The organism is Tychonema sp. LEGE 07196, from assembly GCF_963890365.1.
Lineage (GTDB): Bacteria > Cyanobacteriota > Cyanobacteriia > Cyanobacteriales > Microcoleaceae > Microcoleus.
In genome coordinates this window covers 40,245-56,577 of record NZ_CAWPRX010000087.1, presented here as the reverse complement: position 1 = coordinate 56,577, position 16,333 = coordinate 40,245, and the positions used below count along the sequence as shown (strand labels likewise).

General features: G+C 45.3%; 16 protein-coding genes. 6 read left to right on the top strand and 10 right to left on the bottom strand.

Annotated elements, in window-relative coordinates; all coding sequences use genetic code 11:
* Window positions 1–162: 162 nt before the first annotated feature.
* Window positions 163–1,299 carry an O-antigen ligase family protein gene (locus AACV78_RS10940; protein ID WP_228052073.1) on the top strand — a complete coding sequence of 379 codons (1,137 nt, stop codon included), beginning with the start codon at window positions 163–165 and terminating at the stop codon, window positions 1,297–1,299.
* Window positions 1,300–1,470: 171 nt separating this feature from the next.
* Here the strand turns inward: AACV78_RS10940 and AACV78_RS10935 are convergent, their stop codons facing one another.
* Window positions 1,471–2,187 carry a DUF1997 domain-containing protein gene (locus AACV78_RS10935; protein ID WP_194009166.1) on the bottom strand — a complete coding sequence of 239 codons (717 nt, stop codon included), beginning with the start codon at window positions 2,185–2,187 and terminating at the stop codon, window positions 1,471–1,473.
* Window positions 2,188–2,308: 121 nt separating this feature from the next.
* Between AACV78_RS10935 and AACV78_RS10930 the strand changes: the two genes are divergently transcribed.
* Entirely contained in the window at window positions 2,309–2,968 is a 660-nt protein-coding gene (locus AACV78_RS10930; RefSeq protein ID WP_194009165.1) for an NAD(P)H-binding protein, read from the top strand.
* A gap of 969 nt (window positions 2,969–3,937) precedes the next feature.
* A complete protein-coding gene (locus AACV78_RS28720) occupies window positions 3,938–4,648 on the top strand; it encodes a glycoside hydrolase family 24 protein (protein ID WP_370528829.1) in 711 nt (236 codons plus the stop codon).
* 15 nt (window positions 4,649–4,663) lie between these two features.
* Here AACV78_RS28720 and AACV78_RS10920 read toward each other — a convergent pair whose 3' ends face one another.
* Complete coding sequence (locus AACV78_RS10920) at window positions 4,664–5,059, bottom strand: hypothetical protein (protein WP_194009164.1); 396 nt, start codon at window positions 5,057–5,059, stop codon at window positions 4,664–4,666.
* A 251-nt stretch (window positions 5,060–5,310) separates the two neighbouring features.
* On the opposite strand from AACV78_RS10920, the gene AACV78_RS10915 reads away from it, so the two are divergent.
* Window positions 5,311–5,508 carry a hypothetical protein gene (locus AACV78_RS10915; RefSeq protein ID WP_194009163.1) on the top strand — a complete coding sequence of 66 codons (198 nt, stop codon included), beginning with the start codon at window positions 5,311–5,313 and terminating at the stop codon, window positions 5,506–5,508.
* Between the two features lie 47 nt (window positions 5,509–5,555).
* Here AACV78_RS10915 and AACV78_RS10910 read toward each other — a convergent pair whose 3' ends face one another.
* Window positions 5,556–5,900 (bottom strand): Dethiobiotin synthetase, encoded by a 345-nt coding sequence (locus AACV78_RS10910; RefSeq protein ID WP_194009162.1) that lies wholly within the window; start codon window positions 5,898–5,900, stop codon window positions 5,556–5,558.
* A 248-nt stretch (window positions 5,901–6,148) separates the two neighbouring features.
* Here AACV78_RS10910 and AACV78_RS10905 point away from each other — a divergent pair, with 248 nt between their 5' ends.
* Window positions 6,149–7,621 carry an SGNH/GDSL hydrolase family protein gene (locus tag AACV78_RS10905; protein ID WP_194009161.1) on the top strand — a complete coding sequence of 491 codons (1,473 nt, stop codon included), beginning with the start codon at window positions 6,149–6,151 and terminating at the stop codon, window positions 7,619–7,621.
* A gap of 117 nt (window positions 7,622–7,738) precedes the next feature.
* Here AACV78_RS10905 and AACV78_RS10900 read toward each other — a convergent pair whose 3' ends face one another.
* The 5 genes from AACV78_RS10900 to AACV78_RS10880 all read right to left on the bottom strand — a co-directional run bounded on the left by AACV78_RS10900 (window position 7,739) and on the right by AACV78_RS10880 (window position 13,061).
* Window positions 7,739–8,554, bottom strand: a complete 816-nt coding sequence (locus AACV78_RS10900) for an MlaE family lipid ABC transporter permease subunit (RefSeq protein WP_194009160.1) — start codon at window positions 8,552–8,554, stop codon at window positions 7,739–7,741.
* Window positions 8,555–8,920: 366 nt separating this feature from the next.
* Window positions 8,921–9,955: a patatin-like phospholipase family protein gene (locus tag AACV78_RS10895; protein ID WP_194009159.1), complete on the bottom strand. Its 1,035-nt coding sequence runs from the start codon at window positions 9,953–9,955 to the stop codon at window positions 8,921–8,923.
* A 144-nt stretch (window positions 9,956–10,099) separates the two neighbouring features.
* On the bottom strand, window positions 10,100–10,729 hold the full coding sequence (gene mtnB, locus AACV78_RS10890) for a methylthioribulose 1-phosphate dehydratase (protein ID WP_194009158.1): 630 nt from the start codon (window positions 10,727–10,729) through the stop codon (window positions 10,100–10,102).
* A 227-nt stretch (window positions 10,730–10,956) separates the two neighbouring features.
* On the bottom strand, window positions 10,957–11,625 hold the full coding sequence (locus AACV78_RS10885; RefSeq protein WP_194009157.1) for an HAD-IB family phosphatase: 669 nt from the start codon (window positions 11,623–11,625) through the stop codon (window positions 10,957–10,959).
* A 602-nt stretch (window positions 11,626–12,227) separates the two neighbouring features.
* A complete protein-coding gene (locus AACV78_RS10880) occupies window positions 12,228–13,061 on the bottom strand; it encodes a Crp/Fnr family transcriptional regulator (protein WP_194009156.1) in 834 nt (277 codons plus the stop codon).
* Window positions 13,062–13,415: 354 nt separating this feature from the next.
* On the opposite strand from AACV78_RS10880, the gene AACV78_RS10875 reads away from it, so the two are divergent.
* On the top strand, window positions 13,416–14,270 hold the full coding sequence (locus AACV78_RS10875) for a DALR anticodon-binding domain-containing protein (RefSeq protein WP_194009155.1): 855 nt from the start codon (window positions 13,416–13,418) through the stop codon (window positions 14,268–14,270).
* Window positions 14,271–14,784: 514 nt separating this feature from the next.
* Here the strand turns inward: AACV78_RS10875 and AACV78_RS10870 are convergent.
* Complete coding sequence (locus tag AACV78_RS10870; RefSeq protein ID WP_194009967.1) at window positions 14,785–15,924, bottom strand: ATP-binding protein; 1,140 nt, start codon at window positions 15,922–15,924, stop codon at window positions 14,785–14,787.
* Window positions 15,921–16,292, bottom strand: a complete 372-nt coding sequence (locus tag AACV78_RS10865; RefSeq protein ID WP_194009968.1) for a response regulator — start codon at window positions 16,290–16,292, stop codon at window positions 15,921–15,923. Before AACV78_RS10865 ends, AACV78_RS10870 begins: the two co-directional genes overlap by 4 nt.
* Window positions 16,293–16,333: the final 41 nt, after the last annotated feature.

Below are 16,333 nucleotides of genomic sequence, written 5' to 3'. Positions count from 1 at the left end.
GCCCTCAGCATCATTTTAATCAACCCTTGGGGAATCAGCAGAGGCGACATCTGGACATCCCCAAAAGTGTTTGTTATTTGGCTAATCATTGGATTCAATATCGCAATTATATCGGAAAAAAGGAAAGCATTAACCATTCCTCAATCCTGGTTTAAATCCATAATGCTATGGGGATTATTCCTCAGTATCGGCGCAATTTCAACTTTAACAAGTCCTTTCCCATTAACATCTTTTCTCGGTCAAGACCAAATGGGAGACGGTTGGCTGTACTGGCTGTTAATCGCTGCCTTCACTCTCAGCAATAGCTTGCTTTTAATCGCGCGCCCGCAACTGATAAATTCGCAATTCCAAGGATTGCTAATTGGTGGCATCATCCTTTCTCTGAGCATCTTTCCTCAAATTATTGACTGGCGGATTGACTACACCGCTACAATGGGTCAACTTATCCGAGATGATGTTCTAGCTAGCAGCATTTTTCAAGGACAGCAACCCATAGGATTGTACTCCCATCGCGGGCACGCATCCATAGTTTTAGCGTTGACGGCGATTACTGCGATTGTCGGTTGGTTTTGGAGATTTACGACTACTAAATTAACTGCAATTACTTTGATTTTAACTGTTCCGGCACTGCTGCTAACTTCTACCCGCAGTGCAATTGTAGCTTTGATTGTTGCCAGTGCTTATTTGCTCGATCGCCCTTATTACAAAATTCTCACCGGCCTAGCCCTGATAGGAGCCCTCGCTGTGGGCATCATGACCGTCAACCGACCCCTCAACTGGCAAAAACCGAGCATCGAACAAGTCATGTCCAGCCGTTCCCCGATGTGGGAACTTGCAGCTAGAGGCATCAAAAAGCGCCCGCTATTTGGATGGGGATTTGACGGATTAGGGATTGCCTATCCCTATCTCAGAAATCCTCAAGTAACTCCTATAGTTGTCAACTTGAACGAGTTTACCTACGACTATATTAACATAAAAGGTGAAATTAGCACCAGAGAAATTCCTACTTATAAAGTTCACAATTTGATTTTGGATACAACGGTTTCACTTGGTGTTTTGGGACTGATTGCTGGCATCGCACTTTGGGGATATTATTTATCTTTAGCGCTCCAATGCTCGATTGACCCGATGGCAGCAGTTGCTATTGCTTATCTGGTTTTTGCTGTGACTTGGTTCGACTGCGCTCAATACGCACATATGGTATGGTGGACGCTCAGTTTTGCTGGAGTTAAACATTTTCGTTTTCCAGATACTGAGAAAAGAAGATTAGATATTTTGCCTAAGTGTTTGCTGGATTGAGAAACCGCAGATATCAGGCAGATAAACACAGATAAACGCAGATGATTGAAGAACTTGAAAGCGATTGAGTGCAAGATATCTAGTCAGGAGAAAGCCGCCAGAAAGCTTGTGCTGTGCAAGGGTAAGATGCGCCCCTGGCACCGGATGAGGTGAGTTGGGGCGCAAGTTTTGTTAGTGTTTTTTAGGATTTTTGGGAAAAGGAATTCCCAATCTTTCGTGAAAAATAAGCTGAGTTTTATAGGTTAAGCGGCGGTTGACTTGTTGGATAATTTTTTCCAAAAGCGCATTGCCGGTTTTTTCTATTAATGGTTGAGACATCGATCGAATAAACTTAGGAAAACAAACTCCCACAGCCAAATCCAGCTTCCAGGTAGCACTGGTAATCGCAGGCGGTAGCTGAGCCCGTTCCGACGCGGGCCAATCGGCGGCAAATTCGTCTGACGGTATCTCTACTAGGTTCATTGCCGATCGAAAATCCACCTCATATCCAGGCGAGGTATAATTCGGAACCGGGATTGTCTTAATCAAATAGCAGCCTTCAGCGTCAGCCGGCAGCAACTCTAAACCGATTCTCGCTTCAACTCGGTAGCCGAAAGCCCCAAAACGCCCGATTAATAGATCGTAGCCGTTTTCGCCGATCGGCTCAGCTTTCATCGGCAAAGCACACTGACAAAACCAACTCTTGTGATTGTTCAAATGCTCAGCCACCGCAGCAGCATCGGCGTACATCTCCATGCTGTCTTCAAAATGGGCGTGAAACCAAATCGGCTCAACTTCCTCTGCTGCATCCGCACTTCCACTTTCGGGCTGTCGGAAACTCGCATCTGGGTAGCAATTTTCGTCAGAAGCTTCAACAGTAGTTTGATATTCAGCGGAATCCTGCTTCATAATATGCTCTCCTGTAATACACGCCAATCGATCGGCTTGGGGATGCGGTAAGGAAGTTTCCTCCCTACAATTGGGAAATAGATTGCAACAAAATTTACCCAAGAACAGCATAACCTGACTTATGAAAGCATTTGTAGCAGGAGCCACAGGCCAGACTGGCCGCCGAATTGTCACAGAATTGGTCAAGCGGGGCATTCCCGTGCGCGCTTTAGTCCGAAATTTGGAGACGGCTAGACAGATTTTACCACCGGAGGCTGAGTTAGTGACCGGGGATGTATTAAATGCGACTTCTCTGGGAGCTGCGATCGGCGATAGTACGGTGTTGCTGTGCGCGACGGGGGCGGCCCCTGGTTTTGACCCGACAGGGCCTTACAAGGTGGATTTTGAGGGTACTAAAAATTTGGTGGAGGCAGCTAAGGCTAAGGGAATTGAGCATTTTGTGCTGGTGACTTCTCTGTGCGTTTCTCAGTTTTTTCACCCGCTGAATCTGTTTTGGCTGATTCTGGTGTGGAAAAAACAGGCGGAGGAGTATTTGCAAAAAAGCGGCTTGACTTATACGATCGTCCGACCGGGCGGTCTCAAAAATGAGGATAATTCAGATGCGATCGTCATGAGGAGTGCGGATACACTGTTTGAGAACAGCATTCCCCGCACTAAGGTAGCTCAAGTCTGCGTGGAGGCGCTGTTTGAGCCGGCTTCTCGCAACAAGATTGTGGAAATTGTGGCGAAGCCGGATGCCCCACAAAAGAGTTTTGAGGAGTTGTTTGCCGGTGTGGTTTGATTGAATTAAGCTTGTTTGGGTTCGGTGCGTCAATCGATTTTAGATTTTAGATTTTAGATTTTAGATTGGGGGATTGAGAGATTGTTCGATTGTTCGATTGTTCGATTGTTCCATCGCTCGATCGATATCTCATATGAGGGGTAGGGTGCGTCAGAGCGACAATAATTTGATTTGAGTCAAAAATTTGGGTTGACGCACCCTACGCCTCTAGTAGAGTGCGTCAGAGCGACAATAATTTGATTTGAGTCAAAAATTTGGGCTGACGCACCCTACGCAAACTAAAATCTCCAATTTAAAATCGACGCTTTGCACCCTGCAGCAATTTTTCGATCGCCAAATCTGACAAAATCTTAATAGTTTTATCATCCGCCGTTGAAATTTCCCTCTCCCAGCATGAAAACTCTCAAGTGGCCAGCTTGGTTCCCCTATCCGATTTCGTGGTTAAGGGCATTTGCTCTCGCCCAGAGTTTTAGTTTTATCCTTCGCAGGGGCATTCCTTTCGCTAGCGATGAAATTGGCTTTCTGACTCTGCTGCTGGCGGCTTGGCTGATTCAGTTACCTTTATTCTTTGTCGCTCACTTTTTCGCCGTCAAAATCTTAAATCCGTTACTAATTATGCTACCTGGCCCCAAGGGGAAAGGACGCAAGTTCAAGCGCGGGCTTACTGGTATGCGATCGCACTTGCGAGAAGGCTTGAATGCTGTTGTAGTGCTTTTTTTTGCGTTTAATCTGGCGCTGTTGCTGCAACTGGCGATTTTTTATTGGCCCGCGCGCGCGATCGATCCGGCTAAATTGTTCGCAGGAATCTCTACTCTGACAAATGTGGCGATTGCGGGTGAATTCGATTTCTGGCTGGTCAAATTGGCGGGGGTTTTATGGAGTTTAACGCTGTTAGCTGCGCCGCTATATCAATACGATTTTCGGGTGCGCCGGAGGCGGCTGGCAAGAAAATTAGCCGAAATTGCGGACATGGAAATGACTTTGCTGGAAGCCCAGAAATGGGGCCGCCGCCAAACTGGTTTGTTGAGGCGATCGGAAATTCAAATCCTCGGATTTATACTTTTAATCGGGGCTGCGATCGGCGGCAGTGTTTTTTTTGTTGCCAATTTGCGGGGAAATTTGCCGTTTTCGCAGTCAGCAAGCGAGGTGAGACAAATGCCACCGCTGGCTATGAAAACTGGCGATCCTTACATTCGAGCTTTGATGCGTACTATTTCTGCTAGCGAGTCAAATGTTTCTCGACCTTATCACGTTATTTACGGCGGCAAATATGTATTGGATTTGAGCCGCCATCCAGACAAATGCGTGAGAATTGTTAACGGCCCGAATCGGGGTAAGTGTACTACGGCGGCGGGCAGATATCAATTTTTGACTACAACTTGGAAGGAGAAAGCGAAGCGCTATCACGCCCGTCGCGCTAATTTTTTATTCTGGGAAGATTACAGTTTTGAACCGGAATATCAGGATGCTGTGGTTTATGCTTGGTTGAGCGATCGCAAGTTTTGGAAAGCTGATATTTCACAGATGCTGCGGCAGGAAAGATTAACTGATGTTTTGCGGATGCTTTCGGGAACTTGGACGAGTTTGGGATACGGCATTGAGAACAATTCTATGAGTTCTAGTTTGCCGAAAGTTTACAAAAAAATGCTGCGGGAAGAATTGGAAAATGCTGGTTCTTAGGTTACATTGACTCGTTCATGATTTTTTTAACTCCGGTAAAAATGCGGTCAGACATTTGTATAATTCTAATCCCGGCCCAGCTTGTAGCGGATAAAGCCGATCGAAATTAATCGGGTTTCCCGGTGCTAATTTCCACTCGGTTTTTTGTGCTGTTTTCGGCGAAATACCGATCGCTACCGTGATGTTCGTAATGCTGTTGTGCTGCGGGATTCCCCGAAAACAGTAGCTTTTTCCGGTGCGTTTGTCGGAGTCGCTACCGGTGATGTATTTATCTCGTTTGCGAAATTGGATTTCTCGAAAAGGTCGATCGAGCGCAAATGAGTCTCGGTAGCGATAGTCTCCATCGGGCAAATTTTGGATGTCGGGTCTGATTTGAGCTATAACGGTGGCTGCACTGAGAGTTAGCATCATTTATCTGAGTTTTTTTTTGCGAAATCAGCGATTTTGGTTCCTGCTGTGGCGCTGCGGGCGATCGGCTTAAACAACTGCAGCCTGTAACAAATTAATAAGAGTTGTTATGCAGTTTAGCTCGATCCCTGTCTATCGTGAATAATTATTTCACGGTTTCATCTCTATTAAAAATTTGCGTAACAATAGAAATATTGAGCAAGCCATGAGAAATCTCACGGGCGCATATCTAGAGATTAATTGAGGATGCTGCTATGTTTAATCTGACGCGAAAAACCAAAAATTTAGGGCCGGCTGAAACCGGAGATTCGGAAATGCGAGGCTCTGTCGCCTCACGGTATCAAAGTATTGGCAGGGCGCGATCGCGAGTTTACAAAGATGAGGCTTTGGTATCTGCCTCCCTGGCCGGACTGCCGGCTCTTTTGGCATCCCTGGAAAGTTTTCGCGAGTAGATTTTGACAATTTTAATTGTGAAAGATCCCGATTTGACTGAGCGAAACTATTGCCACACTCCGGCAAAAATATTCTTGACTGCGATCGCAATTCGACTTAAATCTTCTTTCAGCAGCGGGGGCCAAGAAACTCCTTTGCGGAGTCCGGCTTCAAATTGCTCCAAACTTTCTACTGAGAGTAAATGCAGTGCGGAGATTAATTGCCGGTCGAGCATGGGAGATTCTTGCAGGCCTTCAAACAATATTTTTAAAGCTAATAAAATCGATGTCACCTGTCCGGGTACTGGTGGCTGACCTTGTTTGAGGCGCATCAGGAAGGCATCGGGATTTTTTTTAGTTTGGAGGGCGCTTCCTTGGTCGATCAGAAAACTGCGGGCTGTTTTGTAATCCATTGGATGTGCGATCGATCTCCTGCAATTAATTAGCTGGCATTATATCATCTTTTGTCACGCTCAACTTGGTAATATAGCAGACAGAAGAAAAAAAGCAACTCGTTAAGCGCGCATTGTCATCTACCGTACAGCGCATTGTAACAACGCATTTTCATGGGCCGCACAGCTTTCCGAAGGTGCGCCGCAGCGTACCCTACAGCTACGGTTGGTAGTTATGAATAAGTTTTACAGAACGGAAAAATAAAACAATGGCAAAACAGCAGGGAAATAGCAAAAAATCAAAGATTTATCGCTACTTGTGGCTGCTTTGTTTGTGTCTGAGCTTCCTGTTAGTCCCCCTACTCCCAAAAATAACTGCCGAAACGCCATTTCCCCCGCCCGCTCCTGTGGCAAACAATCCTAATTTGGGAGCCAGGATTCAAAGGACAATGCGGTTGCTTGCCACCAGCACTCCCACAGAACGCCGCCAAGTACGCATTCTATTTTACGGTCAATCCATCACAGAGCAAGATTGGTGGAAAGATGTAGCAAAGGATTTGAAACAGCGATTTCCCTATGCAGATTTGATTGTGGAAAATCGGGCGATCGGAGGATTTGCAGCGCCGATTTTAATCCGTCCCAGCGAACACGATTTGTATCCTTTTTATCCAGATTTGCTAATTTTCCACGTCTACGGAGGCGATGAAGATTACGAAGCGATAATTGCCAATGTCCGCAGCCGCACTGCTAGCGAAATACTCTTGCATTCCGACCACATAAACTGGTTGCCCGCAGGTGACAGCAGCGATAATCCAGAAGAAGTCAAAGGATATGAATGGCACAATACTCATTCTACTAAATGGCTGCCTGAATTGGCCAATAAATACGGCTGCGAAATCGCAGAAATTCGCGAACCTTGGCGCAGGTATTTGCAAGACAATCGCTTGCAACCAAAACAGCTATTGAGCGACAGCATTCACCTCAACGATTGGGGTAATTTTCTCCTAGCTGCTTTGATAAAACCGCACCTGCGGTACAACCCAAGTTCTCCTCAACCGCCGCAGGATTTAGTCAAAACCTATACAGTTGGTACTGATGTTAAATGGCAAGATGGCAAGTTGGTTTTAGAGTTTGAAGGAAATCGGATAGATGCGATCGCCGATAAAACCTTCAACGGCGGCGCGATTTCTGCTAAAATTGCGATCGACGGCAAAAAACCCTCAGAATTTCCCGAACTTTACACCATCACCAGACCCAGCGCTAGTCTGGGAGTCGGTTGGCCCGCAATTCTCCAAATATCCAGTCAAAAACCGCTAATCGTCGAAGATTGGAAAGCAGTAATTACCGAAATTAACAGCGACTCCAGCAAGTTTAAATTTGACGTTACAGGTTCCAAAACAGGTTACGACGGCAGCGGTACAAACGACAAAATGTTCGTTTCAAAATCTGGCCGCATCGCCATTGAACCGAAAAACTGGTGGCTGCAAAATGCCTACGAATACTCGAAAAAGCCTACACCAAAAGGCTTTGAGATTTCCTGGCAAGTTAAGCCGATGTTTGTAGATTCATACATTCCGCCACAAATTGCAGATTCCAACCGCGAATATCCTACAACATTAGCTCAGAATTTGAGCAACTCCAAACACATTCTTGAAATCATTCCTGAAACAGAAGGCACAGTTCCCATTCAAGCAATTCGAGTCTATCGCCCTCCTTATATTCCTGATATTCCTGCGCCATGAATAAAAACTAAAATCCTCACTACTAACTTAATTTCTGTAGTTATTTCCTCAACCCACGCACCCTCCGGGTTTCGTCTGTGGAGACGCCGTTTCAACTGCCGACTCTTCTACCAACAATTACCCGCTTCTCGTAATTCCCAATTCGTGAAACATCAACAGCGATAAAAAGAAATCCGCCACAAAAATAAACACCCAAGAAGTCACCACCGCCGCCGTTGCAGCTTGACCTACCCCTTTCCCACCGCCCGCCGTTGTCAACCCCCAACCGCAACCGACAAGGGCAATAATCAACCCAAAAATAAAACTCTTAATCGCCACAGTTACTAAATCCCAAGGCCCCAAAAAAGTCCGCACCGATTCCAAAAATACCGACGGTTCCAACTCGTAAAAAAAAGCCGCCACAAACAGCCCGCCCAAAATCCCCACTGCTACCGCAAAAATTGTTAAAATCGGTAGCATTATGCAGCAAGCTATCACCCTCGGCACTACTAAATAATCAACTGGATTTGTTCTCAACATATACAGGGCATCTATTTGTTCCGTCACCTGCATTTCTCCAATTTCCGCAGCAAAAGCCGAACCTACTTGTCCCGCCACCACGCCCGCCGTTAAAACCGGTGCTAATTCCCGGCAAAATGCCAGAGCAAAAGCACCTCCCACCGCCCCAACCGCCCCAAACCGAATCAATTCTCTCGCCGACTGAACGGTAAAAATCATGCCCGCAAAAAAGGCTATTAGCAACACTGAACGCAAAGAATCCAGGCCTACTGTTACTAAATGTTCCATGATTTTGCGGCGGTCAATTTTGAATTGCAGGACGCGCAGCAGCACTTGGCCGCCCAGGAACAGCGTCACTAAAAACCGCTGAAACCACCTGTTATTGAAGGTTTCATCTAAATGTCGATCGCGCTTTTCTTGGTATTTTTTAACCAATTATATCAATTCCGGTTGCACCGTCAGGTGACTGTTGACTGTTGACTGTTGACTGGCGGGTCGAAAAACTGAATAGTTGAGTGTTAACTGTTGACTCGATTTTATTATTCCGATGCAACCAGAAACGATATTATTGACAGCTCGCGATTAATTACAAGCAGGGCAAAGCATTGCTAAATAGAGACTTACCCAATTCTACAGCAATTACTGCGCGATTTGTCAACATATTTTTAGTCTGCCAGCCTTGCCGTTGGTAGGTTATACCATTTTAAATTTTAGATTGAGACTGATTAGTTTTGTGGTCATCATCAGTTTTTCCCACTTGTCAACTCTCAAGTCTCAAATCCAAAATCTAAAATTTTATGTCTACTCGGCAAGCAACAAGTCGATAAACTTATCCAAATCTTCGTTATGCTTTTCGGCTTGCTCCTTGCCAATTCTCACCAAATCCAATATCTTCTCTTCCGAAGCATCATCAATCCGCAGCGGTGGTTCGTGGTTCAAATCAGGAGTAATTCTCAAATATTGATTTGGTCTTTCAATCGCATCATAAATTTGGAGCAATTGATAATTTACAGTTTCAGCAACTCCCGTCATCATGATATTAATCAAAGGCTCAACCCACTCAATTTGACCCCAATTTTTCACTTCTTCGTAGGGATATTTTTTCTGAGCTTCTCCCGTCCCCAAAGATAAAATGACCATATCTTTTGCTGTCGGGCCTCTCTCTGGGCGATCGTCGGAAAATGTGAATTTATTTCTCACTTCCGCATAGGCGCAAAGTGCCGGATTGTTTGCGAATACTCCCCCGTCAATTAAAGCGTAGCATTCGTTTGTCAAAGAGTAAATTTTGGGAATTTCAAAGTAAGTGGGAGCGGCAGATGTGGCTCTGGCAACATCTCTGATAAAATAGTCAGCTTCGGGATGTTCTTTCGCATCCATTTGGTTGAAAAAATTAGCTTTTCTTCTTTCCACGTCGTAACTGGAAATTAAACAAGGTTTCAGCAGTTGGCTGAGTTGGCAATCACTAAAGTTTTTCCGAAAGAATTCTTCTAACGGAGGGCTGGGATATTTCTCATCGATCAAACCGTCTATAGAGCGAACTTTTTGCCAAAATGAACTTTTAAAAACGTCGCGGCCGCTGTTGATAGAAAAATTAACAGCGTCTAGGGCAGACCACCGAGGTCTGCTGGGATTTTTGGGATCGGGAAATAAATAGATGCAAGTTAAAATTCCTCCCGCACTCGTGCCGGCGATTAAATCGAAATAGTCAGCTATTCTCGCATCTGGGTTGCCGCTTTTCTGTTGCAGCTTTGACTCGATGCTAACTGCAACTTGTGCGGGGATAATTCCTCTGATTCCGCCTCCGTCTATGGATAAAACTCTGTTATATTTAGACATGATTGTTGTTTCCTTTTTTGGATATTTGCTTGTTGGCTACACTTTTGAAATCAAAAGTGTTTGATACGATACTTAGCGGTAAGGTACACCCGAAACACCCTAGATATATTAGATTTTGCGTTTAGGAATTTCCTAAATTCATATCTAATATTTCAAATCTAAATTTAATTGGCGGGCTGCGATCGTGTATCGAAAAATGTACTCTACAATTTCTACGTAATTGTAGGCGGCGGCTGGGGAGTCTGCCCAGACTGTGATGCCGTGATCGCGAATTAATAAAGCTGGTACAGATGGTGCACAAATGGCAAAGTATTCACAGATTTCCTTGGCTATCTTAGGCACTTCCAAATAATTTGCAAATAGGGGTATCGCCACTTGGGGGTTTTCCTCCCACACGCCCAAACCTTTGAGCATTTCGATCGCGGGTAAAGGCACTGCATCGCCTTCGGTTAGCCGAGAAACTAAATTTGCTTCGATGGAGTGGACGTGATAGCAAGCTTTAGCGTCTGGAAAACTATTGTAAACAGCTAAATGAATGCTGGTTTCGGCGGAAGGGCGGCTGTCGGGAACAGGCTGCTCGACGATCGCGCCCTCGGAGCTCATTCTGATAAAATCTACTTCAGTCAACTGCCCTTTCGCACGACCACTAGCAGTAATCCAAAAACTACCATCTGGTAAGCGGGCCGAAAGATTGCCAGCAGTCCCCACCATCCAACCGCGATCGTAAAAATGTTTGGCTGCTGCAATTAAATCCCGTCTCAAATCGCCACTCATTCTTTGCAAATCCTCAGTTTTTTATCCAGCTTTTACGTTAATCAGAATTGCGCTAGCCTATTTAAATGTAAGATGCACAATGTGCACCTTACCAATACACATACCGCAGAGTGAGGCACGAAGAAAGTAATTCACAATTCCCTTCTACGAACAGGAAACACCAATGCCCAATGCCCTGTTTGCCCAATGCCCAAGAGAATCTAATTCACCTGAGAAAGGCTATAGTTTCAACTCCATTTCTGGGACAAATTTTCCAACACGTCAAAAAAATTATCCCATTTAGTATAAGGCTTTTGCTGTTCGTCTAGATACTCGGCAAGCCGATCGCGCGCAAACACAGACGAAGCCTGCAAAGCCATATTAAAATCCGTCAGCGAATCTCCAATTGCCACCTGTTCCTCTGCCGGGTGCAGCCCCATCACCCGCACCTTAGACACCAATTCTGCATCTCCTTCAAACTCAGAATTGACTTGCAAGCGAGGGCCGCTAGAGTCCAGATCCACGGCGTAAATAGCGATCGCCCGGTGTGCCAAATCACCCATAACCGCCTCTACCATAATCCGCAAACCGCCGGAAACGATCGCAAAAGGCACCTGTTTCTCGTCCAAAAAATCCAGCAATTCCACCAATCCCGGCCGCATCAGTTGTCCCCTAGAAAAATCCACAATTTCCCCGTAACGTTCCGAAGAAATAGACTCTAGTAACTGCCGCACACCCGATCGCAAACTCAGCCTTCTTGCATACATTTCCGGCATTAGTTGAGACGACAATTCCGGTGCAAAATGCTTCAGCATTGCCACAAAAGTTTCTTCAACAGTTATCGTGCCGTCAAAATCGCAGAATACCACCCGTTGCTGATTGTTCGGAATTGGAGAATTTTGCTTGTCATCAGTCATTGTCAGTCGCACCTTTGGAGAACGGGAAAAGTTTACACAATTCATCGTACACCGAAGAAGTCGTTAGTCATTAGTCATTAGTCATTGGTTATTGGTTACTTGCTACGAATTCCCAATTTCCACTTCTCAATTCCTAATAACAAATAACAAATAACAACTAATACCAATTTCAAAAAAGAATGCAACAGTGTTCTTGTCCCCCCCCTTTACAAGGGGGGGCTAAGGGGGGTCGAAGAGTGTTGCACGATTTTAGAAAAATGGTATAACAAATAACAGTCAACAGTCAACAGTCAACAGTCAACAGTCAACAGTCAACAGTCATCAGTCATCAGTAATCAGGAAGAAAGCTCGCTTCGGCTTCCTTCGGCTACACTCTATTAGTTGTTCTTCGGGTAAAAAGATACAACAAGAGAAATGGAAGAAGGAAGAAACAAGACGGAAGAAAGCCTTGAATTTTCGTCGCAAAATAACGCTTTAGTTTAGAACCAAAGCAGAAGCAATCGACGGCATCGGCGTGCAATGCGAGAACAACTTCCCCGCCGTCTGGTGCGGTTGATATAATAGCTAAACGCTGTTTGCTGACATTGGCCCGGAAGATTTTATCAAAAATCTTCGAGCTCGTCTTCGATATCATCTTCGATATCATCTTCGATATCGTCTTCCAGAGAATCTTCGATATCGTCTTCGAGGAATGCTTCTACATCCTGCTTTTGATTTTTACTTTTTTGGGGATTAGCCTTAGTCGGCAAACAAATTAAATTGTCATCCTCAGTATTAATTAAACCTTTCGATCGCAACTTGCCCATCAGTCGCGTCACAGTCACCCGCGTTGAGCCGATAGCGCTGCCAATTTGAGCGTGAGTCAATACCCAAGGCAGCCTGTAGCCCCGAACCACATCCGGTTCTGCCTCACTTACGTAAGGTTCGCCGAACTCTTCGATCAACAAAGTGAGAAAACCCAGCAGTCGGTCGATCGTCCGGCGCTGTCCCAAAGTGCTCAGCCAGAGGAGTTTCCGCTGGTGCTGGTAGCGAAACGCATCCAAAATTTCCCGGCGGAAGTGAGGCCAGTTATCCAAATCGTGCCAATACATCCACACTACGTGAGTTTGATCGGCATGAGCGAAAGCTTGGAGAGTAAACGGAGACTGAGCAACCAGTTCAAAAGGTTGACCCGCGCCGACGAAGCCCAAAAAAGCTTCTTCTGTAGTTTTGCGAGCGGATTTTAGCCCCGGCTTCGCCCCGACGCTAACTTGAGCGCTACCTACGAGCCGCACAGAACCTTTCTGGACTAAATAAAGCAGTCCGGGTCTGGCGGGAATCTTTTCGTCTTTGCTAAAAGTCCGGCAGCGGTAGTGTTCCTGGGCCCAGTCGATAATTCGCTGCCAAGTGATAAAAGGTCGATCGATCGTCTCTAGATGTGTGGAAGTTGATTGCATAAGTGAGGCTCTGGGATATATTTAATTAGTTAGAAAAACAGCTTCTGCCAGCATTGTGATACAAAGTGAGACAACCAACCCCCGATCGAACTTGCACGCTTCTTAACAGTGCTGATTATTTTCAGTTTTACCTAAAATTTAATGTAGCAAAAAATACATGAAAATGGTATAGTTCAGCAAAGAGTTTCACGTAAATTATTGTTATGTAGCCCAAAAATCGCTCAAACGCCGATTAATTGGATGTAGCCGGTCAGGGCGAGCCGATCGCTCATCTGTAATATCAGCAGTTTAACTTACAACAACAGCGTCAGCGGTAACACTCAGAGAGTAATTTTTACCTAATGATGGGCCGATATGGATACACCAAATATGGAGCAGTGCCCCGAAGTTACAGTGAAGTGTTTTTTGCTCTTAAGGTTGCAGGGCGCGATCGCCCAGCAGGAGACACTCGCCCAAATTCCGTTAAATCGGGGTAAAGATAGCGCCGGGGTGCTGTACGTCTGTGCGATCGCCCTGAAATTGGCTAAAACTCGGCAACAGACACCGCAGGCGATCGCCGCCGAGTTGGTCGAAACTCTCAAACCGCTGTGCGAGCCAGATTTTGCCGTTAAAGTTGCACCGGCGGGCATAATTGAGCTGGAGCTGACTGATGCAGGTTTAGCCGTCTGGTTGCAGCGTTTAGCTCAAAATTCCCTCCCACTCCCAGAATCTCGCATATTATCTCCTGTTGTGTCAGCCGATCGGCTGTTTCCGATTCAGTACAGCCACGCCCGCTGCTGTTCCCTGCTGCGAATGGCCCACCGCGATCGCCTAATTTCGATCGCGCAGCCCGATGTCGCTAAAGCACCGCAAATTTGGTCGCTGGCGCAGCCAAATCCCATACCCTGGCTCAACAGCAGCCAACAACTGCGGTTAGTACATCCGGGCGATCGTACTTTAATTTCGCAACTAATCACAGCCCTAGACAATTTATCTCCAGTTTTTCAAAATAATTGTATCCAACAAAAACCAGTCAATTATCTCAAAACAGCTAATAATTTAAGCCAAGCATTTCAGACTTTTTACAGCCAATGTCGGATTTGGGGCGAAGTTAAAACAGAAACACCAAAACTCGCCCAAGCCCGACTGGGTTTAATATTAGCAACTCAATCCTTGCTGCGGTTTATCCTAGAAGAATTATTGAGCGCCGTTGCTCCCGTAGAACTTTGATTGCAGTCACACAATGTTGTATCAGAATAATAACTAATACCAAATCCGAGCTTTCCAACTCCTGTATCTTCTGACTTTTCTATTTCCTCTTCTCTTCGCGTTCTAGCGGTGATATCGTTTCCGCTTGCATCGGAATGGTTTAACCGCAGAGTACACAGAGTACACAGAGTCCGAGAATATATATCTGAATCATTCCGATGAAGAGAGGATTTGATATGACGCGCGGCGAAAGCCTAAAGCGTCTTCGCGGTTCCATCATAAAGGGAGTATGTTACCTAGATTTAGTGTTAGTTGTCAGTTGTCAGTTGCTAGTTGCTATAGCAATCCTAAATCATTTGTAAATTTCTTACTCCCTCCCCTAGAACGGGGAGGGTTGGGGTGGGGTAAAAAGTTTACGACTCATTTAGGATGGCTATAGTTGTTATAGAAAATCCGGGTTTTGTATCTTCTTTACGAACCAGTCGGCGTAGGCAGACATCGTTTGACTTTCTGGCGGTTTCAACCGCCGAATCATCTACTCTTCTTCAATTTTGGCGATCGGCAGCCTTACCGTAAACGTACTCCCGACACCTTCTTCACTGCTCAACACAATTTCGCCACCGTGCAAGTCCACGCATTTTTTAACAATGCTCAGCCCCAGTCCAGTACCAGGAATTATACCCACATTTGTCGCGCGGTAAAACGAATCAAACAGCCGTTCTTGGTCTGCCAAAGGTATGCCAATTCCGGCATCCTGTACCGAAAAAATTACCTCAACCTCAGTAACTCTTAATTCAAAAACTACTTGAGTATTTGGAGGAGAATATTTAATAGCATTTGATAGCAAATTGCTGAGAATGCACCGCAGCAAACTTTCCTCCAAACAAGCCATCGCCGATTGACTGTGATTCACAAAAACCAGCGTCACCGGCTCAATCTGCGGCTTCAACTTCAGGCTGTTCTGAAATTCCGCTACCAACTCATTACAAAACTTTGTTAAGTCTAGCGGTAGCAAGCAAAACGCAATTTTTCCCGACTCAGAGCGGTCTAGCAGCAAAACGTCATCTAATAACCTATCGATGCTTTTTGCTGCTGCTTGAGTTTTGTCTAGCATTTCTTGTGTTTTCTCATCTGTTAATGTCGATTTGTATTTAGTAAGAACTTGCGTAGTGCCGAGGATGAAGTTCAAAGGATTGCGAACGTCGTGAGCAATCATGTGCAACAAAGATGTTTTCATCTCGTTGAGTTCTTGGGCTGTTTGCAGAGTACGGTCGAGTTGGTCGTGAGACAATTTGAGAGTTAAAGACAACTGGCGCGATCGCAGCAAAATTTCCACCCGCGCTTGCAATTCTATTTTCTCGACCGGAGCAATAATTAGATCGTCAATAGTTTGCCAAATAAATTGCGTTGCCATCTTTACATCCGAGCGAGATGTAATCAAAAGAAAAGGCAAACATAGAGGGTATTCTGCCTGTTTTTGCGCTGCCACCCATTGCCAGTGATTTTTCAGAGCCTGACCGTCAATTACCGCCAAATCGAAAGATTGATTTAACCCTAAAAAATCGTCAATATTTTCTTGTGAGTTTGGTAGCAATATTTCATAGTAAACTGCCAGCCATTCTAATAACAAGCGGCGATTTTCTTTCTGTTCTACAAGCAATAAAATTCGACTCACGCAGGTTCTCCTAGCAAGCTGTGAACAACGGATAGCAAATCTCTAACGATCAAAGGTTTTACCAATATACTCCGAGCACCGCGGGAGAAGCTTTCGTGTCCAATGGCCGCGCTTTGTTTGGGCGAAAGTATCAGAAAAGGGATTTCGTGATTTCGCAATTGTTCGCAGCATTCCCAAATCTGGCTATCGAAACCAGAAATATCTACTAAAGCCATCCCGATTTTAGCAGGCTGACCGATCGCTCGCGCCACATCTTCAAAGCTAGAAGCCGCGAGCATCTGGTATCCTTCTTTGTTAAGAAATTGTGCTAAAAGCTCCAAGTTTCGCTGATTGCGGTCAACTGCTAAAATTATTGAATTGCCAGTCATCTGTCAGCTTCCTCGGAATAAGGCTGATGCCGTAGGAGATT